Source organism: Pseudomonas sp. KBN10P06128, assembly GCF_037574945.1.
GTDB lineage: Bacteria > Pseudomonadota > Gammaproteobacteria > Pseudomonadales > Pseudomonadaceae > Pseudomonas > Pseudomonas aeruginosa.
This window is the reverse complement of record NZ_JBBELR010000001.1, coordinates 1,652,283-1,667,487: the sequence shown is the minus strand read 5'-3', so window position 1 is coordinate 1,667,487 and position 15,205 is coordinate 1,652,283. Positions and strand designations below refer to the sequence as shown.

15 protein-coding genes are annotated in these 15,205 nt (G+C 67.5%); 8 read left to right on the top strand and 7 right to left on the bottom strand.

What is annotated here, in order from left to right; all coding sequences use genetic code 11:
- Window positions 1-349: 349 nt before the first annotated feature.
- Window positions 350-1,966, top strand: a complete 1,617-nt coding sequence (gene nadB / locus VQ065_RS07740; RefSeq protein WP_003085536.1) for an L-aspartate oxidase — start codon at window positions 350-352, stop codon at window positions 1,964-1,966.
- Here the strand turns inward: nadB and VQ065_RS07735 are convergent.
- Together VQ065_RS07735 and VQ065_RS07730 are read right to left on the bottom strand one after the other, a co-directional pair.
- Window positions 1,935-2,387 carry a protein YgfX gene (locus VQ065_RS07735; RefSeq protein ID WP_003085534.1) on the bottom strand — a complete coding sequence of 151 codons (453 nt, stop codon included), beginning with the start codon at window positions 2,385-2,387 and terminating at the stop codon, window positions 1,935-1,937. The two genes, nadB and VQ065_RS07735, sit on opposite strands and share 32 nt — an antisense overlap.
- Window positions 2,371-2,625 (bottom strand): FAD assembly factor SdhE, encoded by a 255-nt coding sequence (locus VQ065_RS07730; protein WP_003085532.1) that lies wholly within the window; start codon window positions 2,623-2,625, stop codon window positions 2,371-2,373. The genes VQ065_RS07735 and VQ065_RS07730 overlap by 17 nt, the downstream gene beginning before the upstream one ends.
- 272 nt (window positions 2,626-2,897) lie before the next feature.
- Here VQ065_RS07730 and ygfZ point away from each other — a divergent pair, with 272 nt between their 5' ends.
- Window positions 2,898-3,842, top strand: coding sequence for a CAF17-like 4Fe-4S cluster assembly/insertion protein YgfZ (ygfZ, locus tag VQ065_RS07725; RefSeq protein ID WP_003085530.1), 945 nt, complete (start codon window positions 2,898-2,900; stop codon window positions 3,840-3,842).
- Window positions 3,843-3,942: 100 nt separating this feature from the next.
- A complete protein-coding gene (locus VQ065_RS07720; RefSeq protein WP_003085528.1) occupies window positions 3,943-4,779 on the top strand; it encodes an HDOD domain-containing protein in 837 nt (278 codons plus the stop codon).
- Between the two features lie 7 nt (window positions 4,780-4,786).
- Here VQ065_RS07720 and VQ065_RS07715 read toward each other — a convergent pair whose 3' ends face one another.
- Window positions 4,787-6,169, bottom strand: coding sequence for a sensor histidine kinase (locus tag VQ065_RS07715; RefSeq protein ID WP_003085526.1), 1,383 nt, complete (start codon window positions 6,167-6,169; stop codon window positions 4,787-4,789).
- Window positions 6,162-6,833 carry a response regulator gene (locus VQ065_RS07710; RefSeq protein ID WP_003085524.1) on the bottom strand — a complete coding sequence of 224 codons (672 nt, stop codon included), beginning with the start codon at window positions 6,831-6,833 and terminating at the stop codon, window positions 6,162-6,164. Before VQ065_RS07710 ends, VQ065_RS07715 begins: the two co-directional genes overlap by 8 nt.
- A gap of 210 nt (window positions 6,834-7,043) precedes the next feature.
- On the opposite strand from VQ065_RS07710, the gene VQ065_RS07705 reads away from it, so the two are divergent.
- The 5 genes from VQ065_RS07705 to VQ065_RS07685 are packed head-to-tail and all read left to right on the top strand — an operon-like array spanning window position 7,044 to window position 12,417.
- Window positions 7,044-8,327, top strand: coding sequence for an OprD family porin (locus VQ065_RS07705; protein ID WP_023098812.1), 1,284 nt, complete (start codon window positions 7,044-7,046; stop codon window positions 8,325-8,327).
- Between the two features lie 29 nt (window positions 8,328-8,356).
- Complete coding sequence (locus VQ065_RS07700) at window positions 8,357-9,340, top strand: tripartite tricarboxylate transporter substrate binding protein (RefSeq protein WP_003085519.1); 984 nt, start codon at window positions 8,357-8,359, stop codon at window positions 9,338-9,340.
- A gap of 48 nt (window positions 9,341-9,388) precedes the next feature.
- Window positions 9,389-9,859 (top strand): tripartite tricarboxylate transporter TctB family protein, encoded by a 471-nt coding sequence (locus VQ065_RS07695; RefSeq protein ID WP_003085516.1) that lies wholly within the window; start codon window positions 9,389-9,391, stop codon window positions 9,857-9,859.
- A 10-nt stretch (window positions 9,860-9,869) separates the two neighbouring features.
- Complete coding sequence (locus tag VQ065_RS07690; protein ID WP_003085514.1) at window positions 9,870-11,387, top strand: tripartite tricarboxylate transporter permease; 1,518 nt, start codon at window positions 9,870-9,872, stop codon at window positions 11,385-11,387.
- Window positions 11,380-12,417 (top strand): AbrB family transcriptional regulator, encoded by a 1,038-nt coding sequence (locus VQ065_RS07685; protein ID WP_003134364.1) that lies wholly within the window; start codon window positions 11,380-11,382, stop codon window positions 12,415-12,417. The genes VQ065_RS07690 and VQ065_RS07685 overlap by 8 nt, the downstream gene beginning before the upstream one ends.
- 128 nt (window positions 12,418-12,545) lie before the next feature.
- On the opposite strand, the gene ung is transcribed toward VQ065_RS07685, so the two are convergent.
- The 3 genes from ung to VQ065_RS07670 form a co-directional block, all read right to left on the bottom strand.
- Window positions 12,546-13,241: a uracil-DNA glycosylase gene (gene ung, locus VQ065_RS07680; RefSeq protein WP_003085510.1), complete on the bottom strand. Its 696-nt coding sequence runs from the start codon at window positions 13,239-13,241 to the stop codon at window positions 12,546-12,548.
- Between the two features lie 99 nt (window positions 13,242-13,340).
- On the bottom strand, window positions 13,341-14,162 hold the full coding sequence (locus VQ065_RS07675) for a VanW family protein (protein WP_003085508.1): 822 nt from the start codon (window positions 14,160-14,162) through the stop codon (window positions 13,341-13,343).
- Between the two features lie 56 nt (window positions 14,163-14,218).
- On the bottom strand, window positions 14,219-15,100 hold the full coding sequence (locus VQ065_RS07670) for an AraC family transcriptional regulator (protein ID WP_003085506.1): 882 nt from the start codon (window positions 15,098-15,100) through the stop codon (window positions 14,219-14,221).
- Between the last annotated feature and the right edge of the window lie 105 nt (window positions 15,101-15,205).

The window sequence follows — 15,205 nt, the reverse complement described above, 5'->3', positions numbered from 1 at the left end:
ATAGACTCGGGCTTCTTGCAAAAGTTCTCCCCTCCAAGCATGCGTCACGAGTTTTTTCCTCGCTCGTGACGTGCGGCCCCGGACATCGTGTCCGGGCCCCGCGAAAATGGATTGCATCGGGCTCAGGGCCCGGCCTCTGTGCCGCTGGGTAGGCCAACCGGACGAGGTCTTCAGGCATCCTGCTTTGGAACCGATGCGTCTAAGAAAGTTCCAGCACTACATCGCCCCGCTCTGATGACGCCTGCCGATGACAGGCCCGCAGCTCATCCGCCGGACCGGCAGCGGGGGTGCGCTATTGTGCCGCCAGGCCCTTCTATATACTAGGGCTCCACCACGGGGAAATGCGGGCATGAGCCAACATTATCAACACGATGTACTGGTCATCGGCAGCGGCGCCGCCGGCCTGAGTCTGGCCTTGACCCTTCCGGAACACCTGCGCATCGCCGTCCTCAGCAAGGGCGAACTGTCGCAGGGCTCGACTTACTGGGCCCAGGGCGGCGTGGCCGCCGTGCTGGACGATACCGACACCGTGGAATCCCACGTCGAGGACACCCTGGTCGCCGGTGGCGGCCTGTGCCGCGAGGACGCGGTGCGCTTCACCGTGGAGCATAGCCGCGAAGCGATCCAGTGGCTGATCGAACAGGGGGTGCCCTTCACCCGCGACGAGCAGCACAACCACGAGGAAGGCAGCTTCGAATACCACCTGACCCGCGAAGGCGGGCACAGCCACCGGCGCATCATCCATGCCGCCGACGCCACCGGCGCCGCGATCTTCAATACCCTGCTGGCCCAGGCCCGGCGGCGACCGAACATCGAGCTGCTGTCGCAGCGGGTGGCGGTCGACCTGATCACCGAGCGCAAGCTCGGCCTGCCGAGCAAGCGCTGCCTGGGCGCCTACGTGCTGAATCGGGAAAGCGGCGAAGTCGATACCTTCCGTGCCCGCTTCAGCGTGCTGGCCTCCGGCGGCGCGAGCAAGGTCTACCTTTATACCAGCAATCCCGACGGCAACTCCGGCGACGGTATCGCCATGGCCTGGCGCGCCGGCTGCCGGGTCGGCAACCTGGAATTCAACCAGTTCCATCCGACCTGCCTGTACCACCCGCAGGCCAAGAGTTTCCTCATCACCGAGGCATTGCGCGGCGAAGGCGCCCTGCTCCGCCTGCCCAATGGCGAGCGTTTCATGCCGCGCTTCGATCCGCGTGGCGAACTGGCGCCCCGGGACATCGTGGCCCGCGCCATCGACCATGAAATGAAGCGCCTGGGGATCGACTGCGTCTACCTGGACATCAGCCACAAGCCGGCCGAGTTCATCAAGGCGCACTTCCCCACCGTCTACGAGCGCTGCCTGGACTTCGGCATCGACATTACCCAGCAACCGATCCCGGTAGTGCCAGCCGCGCACTATACCTGCGGCGGCGTGCTCGTCGACCAGCACGGGCATACCGACGTGCCAGGCCTCTACGCCATCGGCGAGACCACCTTCACCGGCCTGCACGGCGCCAATCGCATGGCCAGCAATTCGCTGCTGGAATGCTTCGTCTATGCCCGCTCTGCCGCCGCCGACATGCTCCAGCGCCTGCCCGGCACGCCCCTGCCGGAAAGCCTGCCGAGCTGGGACGCCAGCCAGGTCACCGACTCCGACGAAGACGTGATCATCGCGCACAACTGGGACGAACTGCGGCGTTTCATGTGGGACTACGTCGGTATCGTGCGCACCAACAAGCGCCTGCAGCGCGCCCAGCACCGGGTGCGCCTGCTGCTCAGCGAGATCGACGAGTTCTACAGCAACTACAAGGTCAGCCGCGACCTGATCGAGTTGCGCAACCTGGCGCTGGTCGCCGAACTGATCATCCGCTCGGCCATGCAGCGCCGCGAAAGCCGGGGCCTGCACTACACGCTGGATTATCCGGAGCTGCTGCCCGAAGCCCGCGACACTATCCTGGTGCCGCCCATCTACGGCGACTGAAGCGCAGGCGGACACGCAGGCGCCGATGGCTGTCGGCGCCCAATGCATCGGCCGGGATACAGCAGCCAAGGATGCGCCAGCGGCCCGGCAGGCGCACGCGCAGTACGATCAGCCAGGGCAGCGCCAGGCTGTCAGGGCGCAATTGCACCGCTTGCCAGCCGCTTCCGGCGCTCCACAGCTGCCAGCCCTGCTCGTCATGGCGCAACCCACGGAAGGCCCGCGAGCCGCGCAGCAGTACCTGGCGGTACAGCCCCCAGGCACCGTAGGCCAGGCAGACCAGCGCCAGCGGCGGCTTCAGCCAGACCGGCAGCGCCGCCAGCAGGATCGACAGCAGCGCCAGGGCCCACAGTGCCAGGCTCGCCGCCAGCAGGATCGGAGAGACCCGCCAGCGGCATTCGAACGGCTCAATCCGGCTGGACACGGTCCAGGATCATCCGCACCATCCGCCGCAGGTCGGCGTCTTCCGGCTCGCCGCGCTGCATGAACCAACCGAACATGTCCTGGTCCTCGCACTCCAGCAGCTTGCGGAAGCGCGCCTGGTCCTCGGCGTCCAGGCCCGGGTAAACCTCCTGCACGAAAGGCACCAGCAGCACATCCAGTTCCAGCATGCCGCGACGGCTGTGCCAGTAGAGTCGTTTCAGTTCGGTTTCATCTGCCATGTTCGGGCTCCTCGAAAACGCCCGGCATTATAGGGCGGTTGCGCTCGAATGGCGCGGCCCGATGACGAGGCGTCGCTCCGCCGGCGTCCGCCCTTGGTCGTATTGCCCGGCAAACCAAGGGCATCCGCGCGGGACGCAGGCCCATGCCGACGGCGGCCTCGGAAGTGTCCGACAACCGTCAAGGCGGATGCGCCAGGCATTCTTGCCCGCTGACAAGCCTCGGACCGAGTTCTATGATGACGGTCCTGACTGACTGACCGCGCAGCATCGCAATGGCCGACCCCGCTTTCCACACTCCGCTAGTCCATGAAGGCATCCTCGCCGTCCGCGGCCCGGACGCCGCCAAGTTCCTCCAGGGCCAGTTGACCTGCAACCTCGCCTATCTGAACGACGAGACCTCCAGCCTCGGCGGCCGCTGCAACATCAAGGGCCGCCTGCTATCGAGCTTCCGCATCCTGCCCGAGGGCGACGGCCTGCTGCTGGCGATGGCCGGCGAGCTGCTCGAGGCCCAGTTGGCGGAGCTGAAGAAATACGCCGTATTCTCCAAGGCCAGCCTTGCCGACGAGAGCGCAGCCTGGCTCCGCGTCGGCCTGCGTGACGCCGGCGAGGCGCTACGCGCCCTGGGGATCGAGGCACCGGCAGAGAGCGGCAGGATCGCCCGCCACGGCGACCTGCTCGCCGTCGCCCTGGGCGACGCCCGCGCCGAGCTGTGGATTCCGGCGCAGCGCGCCGAGACGGTGCTTGCCACGCTCCGCGAGCACAGCCGCGAGGCGCCGCTTGACGATTGGCTGCTCGGCCAGGTGCGCGCCGGCGTCGGCCAGGTGTTCGGCGCTACCCGCGAGCTGTTCATCCCACAGATGATCAACCTGCAGGCGGTCGGCGGGGTCAGCTTCAAGAAGGGCTGCTATACCGGCCAGGAAATCGTCGCCCGCATGCAGTATCTCGGCCGCCTCAAGCGCCGCCTGTATCGCCTGGCGCTGGGCGGAGACGAGGTGCCGGCGCCCGGCACCGGGCTGTTCTCGCCGGTCCATTCCACCAGCGTCGGCGAAGTGGTACTGGCCGCCCGTACGCCGGAGAACAGCGTGGAATTGCTCGCCGTGCTGCAGGACGACGCCGTCGCCGACGGCCGGATCAGCCTCGGAAGCGCCGAAGGAGCGCCGCTCGTCCTCCTCAATCTGCCTTACACGCTGGACAGCGACCGCGAAATCCAGCGCTGACCGTAAACTGTGCCTCGCCGTCCGCGGACGGCCCGCCAGTATTCCCATGGCCGGTGCACGTACAGCGTGCTCCGGCCATTGCGTTTTCAAAGGAAATGCCATGAGCAAGCTTGCCGACAAAGTCCAACAGGACCTGATCCGCGCCATCGATCAGGATGAACTGGTGCTGCCGACCCTGCCCGAGGTGGCCCTGCAGGTCCGCGAGGCGGCGGAGGACCCGGATGTCAGCATCCAGGCCCTGAGCAAGGTGATCGGCAACGACGCGGCGCTGACCGCGCGCATCATCCGCGTGGTGAACAGTCCGCTGCTGCGCAGCCCGAAGGAAATCACCGACCTGCAGATGGCGATCAGCCGGCTGGGCATCAACTACACCTGCAACCTGGCCACCGGCCTGGCCATGGAGCAGATGTTCCAGGCCACCACCGACGTGGTCGACCGCAAGATGCGCGAAGTCTGGAACAAGAGCACCGAGATCGCCGGCATCTGCCACGTGCTGGCCCGTCACTACACCCGCCTGGCGCCGGACCAGGCGACCCTGGCCGGGCTGGTGCACCAGATCGGCGTGCTGCCGATCCTCACCTACGCCGAGGATCACAACGAGCTGCTGTCGGACTCCATCAGCCTGAGCCACGTGATCGAGCGCATCCATCCGCTGATCGGCGAGCGCATCCTCAAGGCCTGGGATTTCCCCGCGCCGATCGCCGAGGTCCCGCGCCAGCACCTGGACTTCACCCGCAACTCGCCGCGCGCCGACTATACCGACCTGGTCCAGGTCGCCACCCTGCAGAGCTACCTTGGCAGCGAGCATCCCTATACCCGCCTGGACTGGAGCCAGATCCCGGCGTTCGCCAAGCTCGGCCTCGAGCCGACCGTCGACATGAAGGAAGACGAGGACCTCTCCAGCGCCCTGGAAGCCGCCACCAGCATGCTGCAATAGGCCCGCCCTACTCCGCCGGGAAGCGCACCCGCACCAGCAAGCCGCCCAGTTCGCCCTGGTCGAGCTGGATCTGCGCCCGGTGCGCCCGGCAGACCTCGCCGACGATCGCCAGCCCCAGGCCGCTGCCGGGGCTGTCGCCGCGCCGGTAGAAGCGCTGGAAGACCCGCTCGCGGTCGGCGGCGGGAATTCCCGGACCATCGTCTTCCACTTCCAGCACGCCCCCCTCCAGCACCCTGAGGATCACGTTGCCGCCCTGCGGGGTGTGCGCCAGCGCGTTGTCCAGCAGGTTGCTGAGCAATTCGTTGAGCAGCGTCGGTTCACCCTGGATCCACACCGGCCCGGCGCTTTCCAGCGCCAGCGAGGCTCCCCGCGCATAGGCCAGCGGCGCCAGCGCCAGGCCCAGTTCCCGGGCCAGGGCGGTCAGGTCGATACGCTCGGCGCCGCCCTCGGCGATGGCCTGGGCGCCGCTTTCGATGCGCGCCAGGGAGAGCAGCTGGTTGGCCAGATGGATCAGGCGGTCGGTGTTCTTCGCCGTGGTCTCCAGGGTCGAACGCCAGGCTTCCGGCTCCTGCTCGCGCAGGCCCAGTTCCAGGCGCGCCTTGAGCGCCGCCAGCGGCGTGCGCAACTCGTGGGCGGCATCGGCGATGAACTGCGACTGCCGCTCGAACAGGCTGCGCAGGCGCTGGGTGAAGTGGTTCAGCGACTCCACCAGCGGCCGCAATTCATGCTGGACCTCGAGCATCGGCAACGGCCGCAGGTCGTCCGGCTGGCGCTCTTCCACCTCGCGGCGCAGGCGATCCAGCGGACGCAGCGCGGCGCTCACCGCCAGCCACACCAGCACCAGCGCGCCGACGCCGAGGACGCCCAGGCGCAGCAGGGTATCGGTCATCAGGCTGCGCGCCATGCGCTCGCGGGCGCCTTCGGTCTCCGCCACGCGGATCTCCGCCATGCCGCTCATGCTCGGTTCGCTGACCGGTTGCAGCAGGCTCACCACGCGTACGTCGACGCCCTGGTAGACGCCGTCGTAGAACTTCGCCAAGGCCGGGTAGTCGTCGGTGCGCAGGGTCTCGGCGGGTGCTGCCGGAAGATTCTCGTAGCCGGAGATCATCCGACCATGGATGTCGTTGACCTGGTAGAAGATCCGCCCGGCGCTGTCGTAGGCGAAGGTATCCAGTGCCACGTAGGGGACGTCGGCGCGCAGGGTGCCGTCCTTCTCGTAGAGCCCGTCGGCGATCGCCCGCGCCGAGGCCAGCAAGGTCCGGTCGTAGGCGGTGTCGGCCACCTCGCGGCCGTTCCAGTAGGCGCTCAGGCCGCTCGCCAGGAGCACCAGCAGCAGGAGCAGGGCCAGCCACAGCAGCAGCCGTCCGCGCAGACTGCCGGCATCAGTCACCCTGCGCCTCCAGCAGGTAGCCGAGGCCGCGGAAGGTGACGATGCGCACGGCGCCGCCTTCCAGCTTCTTGCGCAGGCGGTGGACGTAGATCTCGATGGCGTCGGCGCTGGCCTCCTCGTCCAGGCCGAAGACCTGGGCGGCCAGTTGCTCCTTGCTCATCACCCGCCCCGGACGGGCGATCATCGCTTCCAGCACCGCCTGTTCCCGCGAGGTCAGGGTCAGCGGCTGCTCGTCGAGGCTGAAGCGCCGAGTGCCGAGGTCGTAGACCAGGGCGCCGCAGCGCTGCAACTGTTCGCCGCCGAGCACGCTGCGGCGCAGCAGGGCCTTGACCCGCGCCTCCAGCTCGGACAGTTCGAAAGGCTTTGCCAGGTAGTCGTCGGCGCCGAGATTGAGGCCGTGCACCCGGTCCTTCACCTCGCCGCGCGCAGTCAGCATCAGCACCGGCAAGGTCTTGCCGCGCCCGCGCAGGCGCGCCAGCACCTCGAAGCCGTCCATCCGCGGCAGGCCGACGTCGAGAATCGCCAGGGCGTACTCCTCGCTGGCCAGGGCCAGGTCGGCGGCCACCCCGTCCTGCAGCAGGTCTACCGTCCAGCCAGCGCCCTTGAGCGCCTGGACCACGCTTTCGGCGAGCTGCGGATGATCTTCCACCAGAAGGATGCGCATGGACGGTTCTCCACCACCGGATGAGGGCACAAGAGGCGAAGTGTACCGGGGAAAACCCTCCGGTAAATGGCTTCTCTGCCACCGGGGATTGCTGAAAGCCTGGCGAAAGCTTGGCGTCTTAGGATCAGTCGATGGACGGCGCAGATCGTCCGCCAAAACGCCCTGCAGCGTGGTGCTCGGCGTACAAGAACAAGAATCGGAGACCACTGCATGTCGACTTCCCTGCCGCAGGCCGCAAGGTCTGTACGTTTGTCCCGCAGCACCACCCTGACCACCACCGCCGTCGTGCTCGCCGGCATCGCGCCCCTGGGCAACGCCGCCGGCTTCCTCGAAGACAGCAAGGCCAGCCTGGAAACCCGCAACTTCTACATGAACCGCGACTTCCGCGACGGCCCCGGCCAGTCCAAGCGCGAGGAGTGGGCGCAAGGCTTCATCCTCAACCTGCAGTCCGGCTACACCCAGGGCACCGTCGGCTTCGGCCTCGACGCCATGGGCATGCTCGGCGTCAAGCTCGACTCCGGCCGCGGCCGCAGCGGTACCGGACTGCTGCCGAAGGATTCCGACGGCCGCGCACCGGACACCTACTCGAAACTGGGCCTGACCGCTAAGGTCAAGGTCTCGCAGAGCGAGCTGAAGGTCGGCACGCTGATTCCGAAGCTGCCATCGGTACAACCTAACAACGGGCGGATCTTCCCGCAGATATTCGAAGGCGCGCTGCTCACCTCGAAGGAGATCAAGGACCTCGGCTTCACCGCCGGGCGCCTGGAAAAGACCAAGATCCGCGACTCCAGCGACTCCGAGGACCTCGCGCTGAACGACAAGAACGGCCGCTTCGCCGGGGTCAGCGCCGATCACTTCGACCTCGGCGGACTGGACTACAAGCTCACCGACCAACTCACCGCCAGCTATCACTACAGCAACCTGCAGGACGTCTACCGCCAGCACTTCGTCGGCCTGCTGCACAGCTGGCCGATCGGTCCCGGCGAACTGACCAGCGACCTGCGCTTCGCCCGCAGCACCGACAGCGGCTCGGCCAAGGCCGGCGGCATCGACAACAAGTCGCTCAACGGCATGTTCACCTACAGCCTTGGCAACCATGCCTTCGGCGCGGCCTGGCAGCGAATGAACGGCGACGACGCCTTCCCCTACCTGGAAGGCAGCAACCCCTACTTGGTCAACTTCGTCCAGGTCAACGACTTCGCCGGCCCCAAGGAGCGTTCCTGGCAACTGCGCTACGACTACGACTTCGTCGGCCTCGGCATTCCCGGCCTGACCTTCATGACCCGCTACGTCAAGGGCGACAATGTCGAACTCGCCGGGCAGAGCGGCGAAGGCCGCGAATGGGAACGCAACACCGAACTGCAGTACGTGTTCCAGAGCGGCGCGCTGAAGAACCTCGGAGTCCGCTGGCGCAACGCGACCTTCCGTTCCAATTTCACCCGCGACATCGATGAGAACCGCCTGATCGTCAGCTATACCCTGCCGATCTGGTAAGCCAGAACAAGAACTCCACAGGAGCACCGATGATGATGAAACTGTCTTTTCGTCCCCTCGCCTTGGTTGCCGCCGGCCTGCTGCTGGCCGGCGCCGCCGTGGCCGAACCCAAGCGTCCCGAATGCATCGCCCCGGCGTCCCCCGGCGGCGGTTTCGACCTCACCTGCAAGCTGGCGCAGAGCGCCCTGGTCGAGGCCAAGCTGCTGAGCAAGCCGATGCGCGTCACCTACATGCCCGGCGGCGTCGGCGCGGTCGCCTATAACGCGGTGGTCGCCCAACGCCCGGGCGACGCCGGCACCATCACCGCCTTCTCCAGCGGCTCGCTGCTGAACCTGGCCCAGGGCAAGTTCGGCCGCTTCGACGAGAACGCGGTGAAATGGCTGGCCGCCATCGGCACCAGCTACGGCGCCATCGCGGTGCGCACCGATTCGCCCTACAAGAACCTCGACGACCTGGTGAAGGCGCTCAAGGCCGACCCGAGCAAGGTGGTGATCGGCTCCGGCGGCACCGTCGGCAGCCAGGACTGGATGCAGACCGCGCTGATCGCCAAGGCCGCCGGGATCAATCCGCGCGACCTGCGCTACGTGGCCCTGGAAGGCGGCGGCGAGATCGCCACCGCGCTGCTCGGCGGGCACATCCAGGTCGGCAGCACCGACATTTCCGACTCCATGCCGCACATCCTCAGCGGCGACATGCGCCTGCTCGCGGTGTTCTCCGAAGAACGCCTGCCGGAGGCGGCGATGGCCAACATCCCCACCGCCAAGGAACAGGGCTACGACATCGTCTGGCCGGTAGTTCGCGGGTTCTACCTCGGGCCGAAGGTCAGCGACGAAGACTACGCCTGGTGGAAGAACGCCTTCGACCAACTGCTGGCCTCCGAGGACTTCGCCAAGCTGCGCGACCAGCGCGAGCTGTTCCCCTTCGCCATGACCGGCGAGGAACTCGACGGCTACGTGAAGCAGCAGGTCCAGCAGTACAAGCAACTGGCCAAGGACTTCGGCCTGATCCAGTAAGCCAGCCCGCGCGCGGCCGGGCCACGGCCGCGCCACGAGGATAGTCCCATGACCCGTTCCAACCTGTACCAGCGCCTGTTCGCCGGGCTCTGGCTGCTCGCCTGCGTCGGCCTGGCGGTCGCCGGCTGGCGTTACCAGGCGCCGTTTTCCTACGAACCGGTCGGCCCGCGCGCCTACCCGCTGCTCTGCCTGGCGCTGATGGGCGCCGGCCTGGCCTGGTTGATCGTGCGGCCGACGCCGATCCGCCACGCCGAGGACGAACAGCCGCTGAGCGGCGCCGTGCTGCTCAAGGTGCTCGCCTGCATCGCCCTGCTGCTGGTGTTCGCCGGTCTGTTCGAAGCGCTCGGTTTCATCCTCAGCGCCGCCCTGGTCGGCTCCTGCATGGCCATTCTCTACGGCGCCCGGCCACTGCCCGCGGTGATCACCGCGAGCCTGCTCGGGATCGGCCTCTACTGGCTGTTCGACCGCGCCCTGGACGTCCCGCTGCCGCTGGGCGTTCTCGACTTCCTGCCGCTGTGAGGACTTCGCGATGGAAACCTTGAACTACCTCGGCCAGGGCTTCGGCGTCGCGATGACCCCGACCAACCTGATCACCGCGCTGATCGGCACCCTGATCGGCACTATCGTCGGCCTGCTGCCGGGCCTCGGCCCGATCAACGGCGTGGCGCTGCTGATCCCGGTGGCCTTCGCCCTGGGCCTGCCGCCGGAAACCGCGCTGATCCTGCTCGCCGCCGTGTACCTGGGCTGCGAGTACGGCGGGCGGATCAGCTCGATCCTGCTCAACATCCCCGGCGAAGCCTCGACCGTGATGACCACCCTCGACGGCTACCCGATGGCACGCAAGGGCCTGGCCGGCGTGGCCCTGTCGCTGTCGGCCTGGAGTTCCTTCATCGGCGCCTTCATCGCTACCTGCGGGATGGTCCTGTTCGCCCCGCTGCTGGCCAAGTGGGCGATCGCCTTCGGTCCGGCGGAATACTTCGTACTGATGGTCTTCGCCATCGTCTGCCTCGGCGGCATGGCCGGCGACAAGCCACTGAAGACGCTGCTGGCGGCGTTGCTCGGGCTGTTCCTGTCCTGCGTCGGGATCGACGCCAACAGTGGCGTGTACCGCTTCACCGGGGACAGCATCCACCTCGCCGACGGCATCCAGTTCGTGGTCCTGGTACTGGGTCTGTTCTCGGTCAGCGAGATTCTCCTGCTGCTGGAAAAGACCCACCACGGCCAGGAAGCGGTCAAGGCCACCGGGCGGATGATGTTCAACTTCAAGGAAGCCGCCAGCGTATTCCTGGTCAACCTGCGCTGCGGCGTGCTCGGCTTCGTCATGGGCGTGCTGCCCGGCGCCGGCGCGACCCTGGCCAGCGCCGTGGCCTACATGACCGAGAAGAAGCTGGCCGGCGCCAAGGGCGAGTTCGGCAAGGGCGACATGCGCGGCCTCGCTGCCCCGGAGACCGCCATTGGCGGCGCGGCCTGCGGCGCCATGGTGCCGATGCTGACCCTCGGCGTGCCCGGTTCGGGCACCACCGCGGTGATGATCGGCGCCCTGACCCTGTACAACATCACTCCCGGCCCGCTGCTGTTCCAGCAGCAACCGGACATCGTCTGGGGCCTGATCGCCTCGCTGTTCATCGCCAACGTCATGCTGATCATCCTCAACGTGCCGATGGTCCGTGTGTTCACCCGCATCCTCGCGGTGCCGAACTGGGCCCTGGTGCCGGCCATCGCGATCATCACCGGGATCGGCGTGTACGGCGTGCACGCGACTACCTTCGACCTGTTCCTGATGGTCGGCATCGGCGTGCTCGGCTACATCCTGCGCAAGCTCGACTTCCCGCTCTCGCCGCTGCTGCTGGGCTTCATCCTCGGCGGGCTGATGGAGCAGAACCTGCGCCGCGCGCTGTCGATCTCCAACGGCGAACTGGGCATCCTCTGGTCGAGCCCGATCAGCCTGGTGACCTGGGCCCTGGTGGTGGTGATGCTGCTGTTGCCGCTGGTCCGTGCCTGGCGCCGCCGCGCGACCCGTCGCGCGACAGGGCTGGCCGATGCCTGAGCGCGTCACCTGGAGGCTGTACTGGGCGACGCCGTTGGTGGGCGCCCTTGGCGGCTGGCTGGCAAGCCTGGTCGGCTGGCCGCTGCCGTGGATGATCGGCTCGCTGCTGGCGGTGATGCTGGTGCGCTGCCTGGCCGACCTGCCGCTGGCCGAAGTGCCGGGGGCACGCAAGTGCGGGCAATGGATCGTCGGCATCGGCATCGGCCTGCACTTCACCCCGGCAGTGATCGAGCAAGTGCTGGCGCACAGCGCGATCATCGTTTTCGGCGCCGTGGCCACCACGCTTTCCAGCGTACTGGCGATCGCCTTCATGCGCCGCAGCGGCGAGGACCGCGCCACCGCGTTCTTCGCCAGCATGCCCGGCGGCGCCAGCGAGATGGTCAACCTCGGGCAGCGCCACGGCGCGGTGCTCAGCCGCGTCGCCGCAGCGCAGAGCCTGCGCCTGTTGCTGGTGGTGCTGCTGGTGCCGGCGGCGTTCCAGTACCTGCTCGGCGGCGGCCAGCCGGGCCCGCACCAGGCCGCGCCGGTGGACTGGCGCTGGCTGGCCCTGCTGTTCCCGGCCGGGGCGCTGGTCGCGCTGGGCTGGCAGAAGTTGCGCCAACCCAATCCCTGGCTGCTCGGCCCGCTGCTGCTGGCGGCCAGCGTCAGCCTCGGCTTCGACCTGCATATCGGCCTGCCGGCCGGTTCCAGCGGCGTTGGCCAATGGCTGATCGGCAGCGCCCTGGGTTGCCATTTCAACCGCAGTTTCTTCCGCAGCGCTCCGGCCTTCGTCAGTCGCACCCTGGTCTGCACGCTATGGATGATGTTCGCCGCGGCGCTCGCCGCCGAGTTGCTCGGCTGGCTGACCACCCTCGACCACCAGTCGCTGATGCTCGGCATGATGCCCGGCGGCATCGCCGAGCTGAGCCTGACCGCCGAAGCCTTGCAGCTCTCGGTGCCGCTGGTCACCGCCCTGCAGGTGCTGCGGCTATTGCTGGTGCTGTTCCTCGCCGAGCCGTGCTTCCGCTACTGGAGGAAGCGCGCCGGCTGATCGAGCCACGCCGCCACACTGGATGTGTGGCGTTTTCCAGCCCGCCTCGTGCGGGCTTTTTTATTCCGCGCGCGGCCAGAGGGCACACAGCGGCGCCCGCCATGTGAAGAGTTGGGCGACAGCCGCCTTCAGAGATCCGGCAACGACCAGTCGATAGGCGTCTTGCCGTTCTGCTCGAGGAACTTGTTGGTGCGGCTGAAGTGACCGTTGCCGAGGAAACCGCGGTAGGCCGACAACGGCGACGGGTGCGCCGACTTGAGGATCAGGTGACGCTGTGGGTCGATCAGCTTCTGCTTGCTCTGCGCGTGGCTGCCCCAGAGCAGGAACACCAGGCGCTCGCAACGCTCGTTGACCACCTCGATGACGCGGTCGGTGAACGGCTGCCAGCCGGCATTGGCGTGGGAGCCGGCCTTGGCCTGCTCGACGGTCAGCGAGGTGTTGAGCAACAGCACGCCCTGCTCCGCCCAGCGCTGCAGGTAGCCGTTGTTGGGAATCGGGATGTTCAGGTCGCGGTTGAGTTCCTTGTAGATGTTCTGCAAGGACGGCGGCGTCGGCACGCCGGGCTGCACCGAGAAGCACAGGCCGTGGGCCTGGCCCGGCCCGTGGTAGGGATCCTGGCCGATGATCACCACCTTGACGTTCTCCAGCGGCGTGGTGTTCAGCGCGTTGAAGATCAACGGCCCGGGCGGGAAGATCGCCTTGCCGGCGGCTTTCTCCTGGCGCAGGAACTCGCCCAGTTGCTTCATGTAGGGCTTGTCGAATTCCTCGCGCAGCGCTTCCTTCCAGCTCGCCTCGAGCTTGATGCGGTCGTCGTTATCGGTCATGGAACCCCCTGTCTCGGTACTGAAAAAGTCGTCCGGCCTTTTTCAGAAGGTCGCCGACAGCCTGTGGCCGCGGAACCGTAGAAAAGCGCGCCGCGCTTGTCAATCTCGGGACAGGCGGGCCTCCTCCAGCGGATACTTCACGCGCACCCGATTGCGGTACAGGCACTCGCTGGCCAGCAGGGTGCCGGCCTGGCCCTTTTCCCGGATGTCGCGCCAGATCTCGTTGAGCCTCAGCACTGCCTCGCCGTCGCGGACAAAACGCTGGGCCCTCTCGTAGACGTGGTAGCGCACAGGGCGCGGCGCGCTGCACAGCAGTTCGCCTTCCAGTTGGTGGGCGGCGATATGGAAGCGCAACTGGAAGGTATCCGCCGTCGGATTGTGCAGCACCAGGTCGATGAAGTTGTAGAAGATCGCCGCGCCCGAGCCGAACGGCAGGATCCGTCCCTCGTCGGGAAACGGGTCGAAGCTGTGGTTGGCCCGCTCCACCACGCGCAGCGGCGAATGCAGGGCCATCCAGTGGATCAGGTTGCTCAGTTGGCAGATGCCGCCGCCGATTCCGCTGCGCGCCTCGCCGAAGGACAGCTCCATGCCTTCGACGAAGCCACGCCGGGCGCTGGGCCGACCGACCAGCCGGCAGAACGAGAAGTACTCGCCGGGGCCGATGCGCACGCCGTTCATGCAGTCCACCGCCAGGCGCAGGTTGACCACCTTGTTGCGTTGCAGGGCGAGGTCGCTGTCGCCGAGGCGGCGGATCAACTTCGAGGTGTGCTTGATGTAGCGGTACGGCAGGCGCTCGTCGACCGATGGCAGCCGCACGTAGCGACGGCCGCCAAGACGCCAGCGGCAGTGCCGCCAGAGACGTCGTTGCCAGACCCGCAGCCAGTAGAGCCAGGGGTGGTAGAGCGATAGGGGTTTGCGCATCGACGATCCTTGTCGGTCTCGGCCCACGGGCCGGAGGCAGCATTATGCCCGGAGCACTAGCCCTGGTGCAGCGCCCGGTAGTGACTGGGCGCCATGCCCACCACCTTGCGGAACAGCCGCGAGAAGTAATAGGGATCGGCGTAGCCGAGCTGCTCGGCGATCTGCCGCACCTCCAGCGCGCCCTCGTCGAGCAGGCGGCAGGCGTGGGCCATCTTCATCTGGATGAAGTCCTGGATCGGCGCCTGGCCGGTCAGGGCGCGGTAGGTCTTGGCGAAATGGAAGCGCGACAGCTTGAACTGCGCCGCCAGCTCGTCGAGGTTGAGGCTGTCGTGCAGGTGCGCGCGCATCAGCGCCTGCACCGCGTCGATGTCCAGCACCCGCCCGGATTTCAGGCTAGCCCGCGCCGGACGCACCGCCAGCGAGGTGAGCAGACCCTGCAACAGGTGCGCGGCATGGATGAAGTGCGGCAGGCTGAGGCCCTGGCGGCGCAGCGCCAGCAGCGCGTCGAACTCCGCCAGCAGGCGCGGCTGCATGCCCAGGCGCAGGCGCGGAGCGCTGCCCAGCGGACGCAGGAAGTCCTCCGCCAGGAGGCCTTCGAAATGTACCCAGTAGATGCTCCAGGGCCGCTGCGGGTCGGCGCCGTAGGCATGTTCCAGGCCCTTGGGCAGGACCAGCAGGTCACCGCCGCCGACCTCGACGCGCTCGTCGGCGCACTCCAGCCAGCCGCGTCCGGCACGGCAGTAGATCAACAGATGGTCGTCCGGCGCGCTCCGCTGCATGTGGTGGCCATGCGCCTCCGGGTAGTAACCGAGGGCCAGCGGGTAGCAGGCCTGGCCGAGCGGATGGCGGGCCAGGGCGCGACGCAGGCGGGGCGGCGTGATGAAACGCACCCCCTGGTTGGGCAGGGGCCAGGCGGAGGTCTGTACGGAACGCTTCACGGCGACGCGACTCGGCAGTCTGAATCCCAAGATCGTCCATCCCTTGCGCAAGATCGTCAATCCACAGGCGGCTTGCGGCCGGCTATAACGACTCAAAACAACATC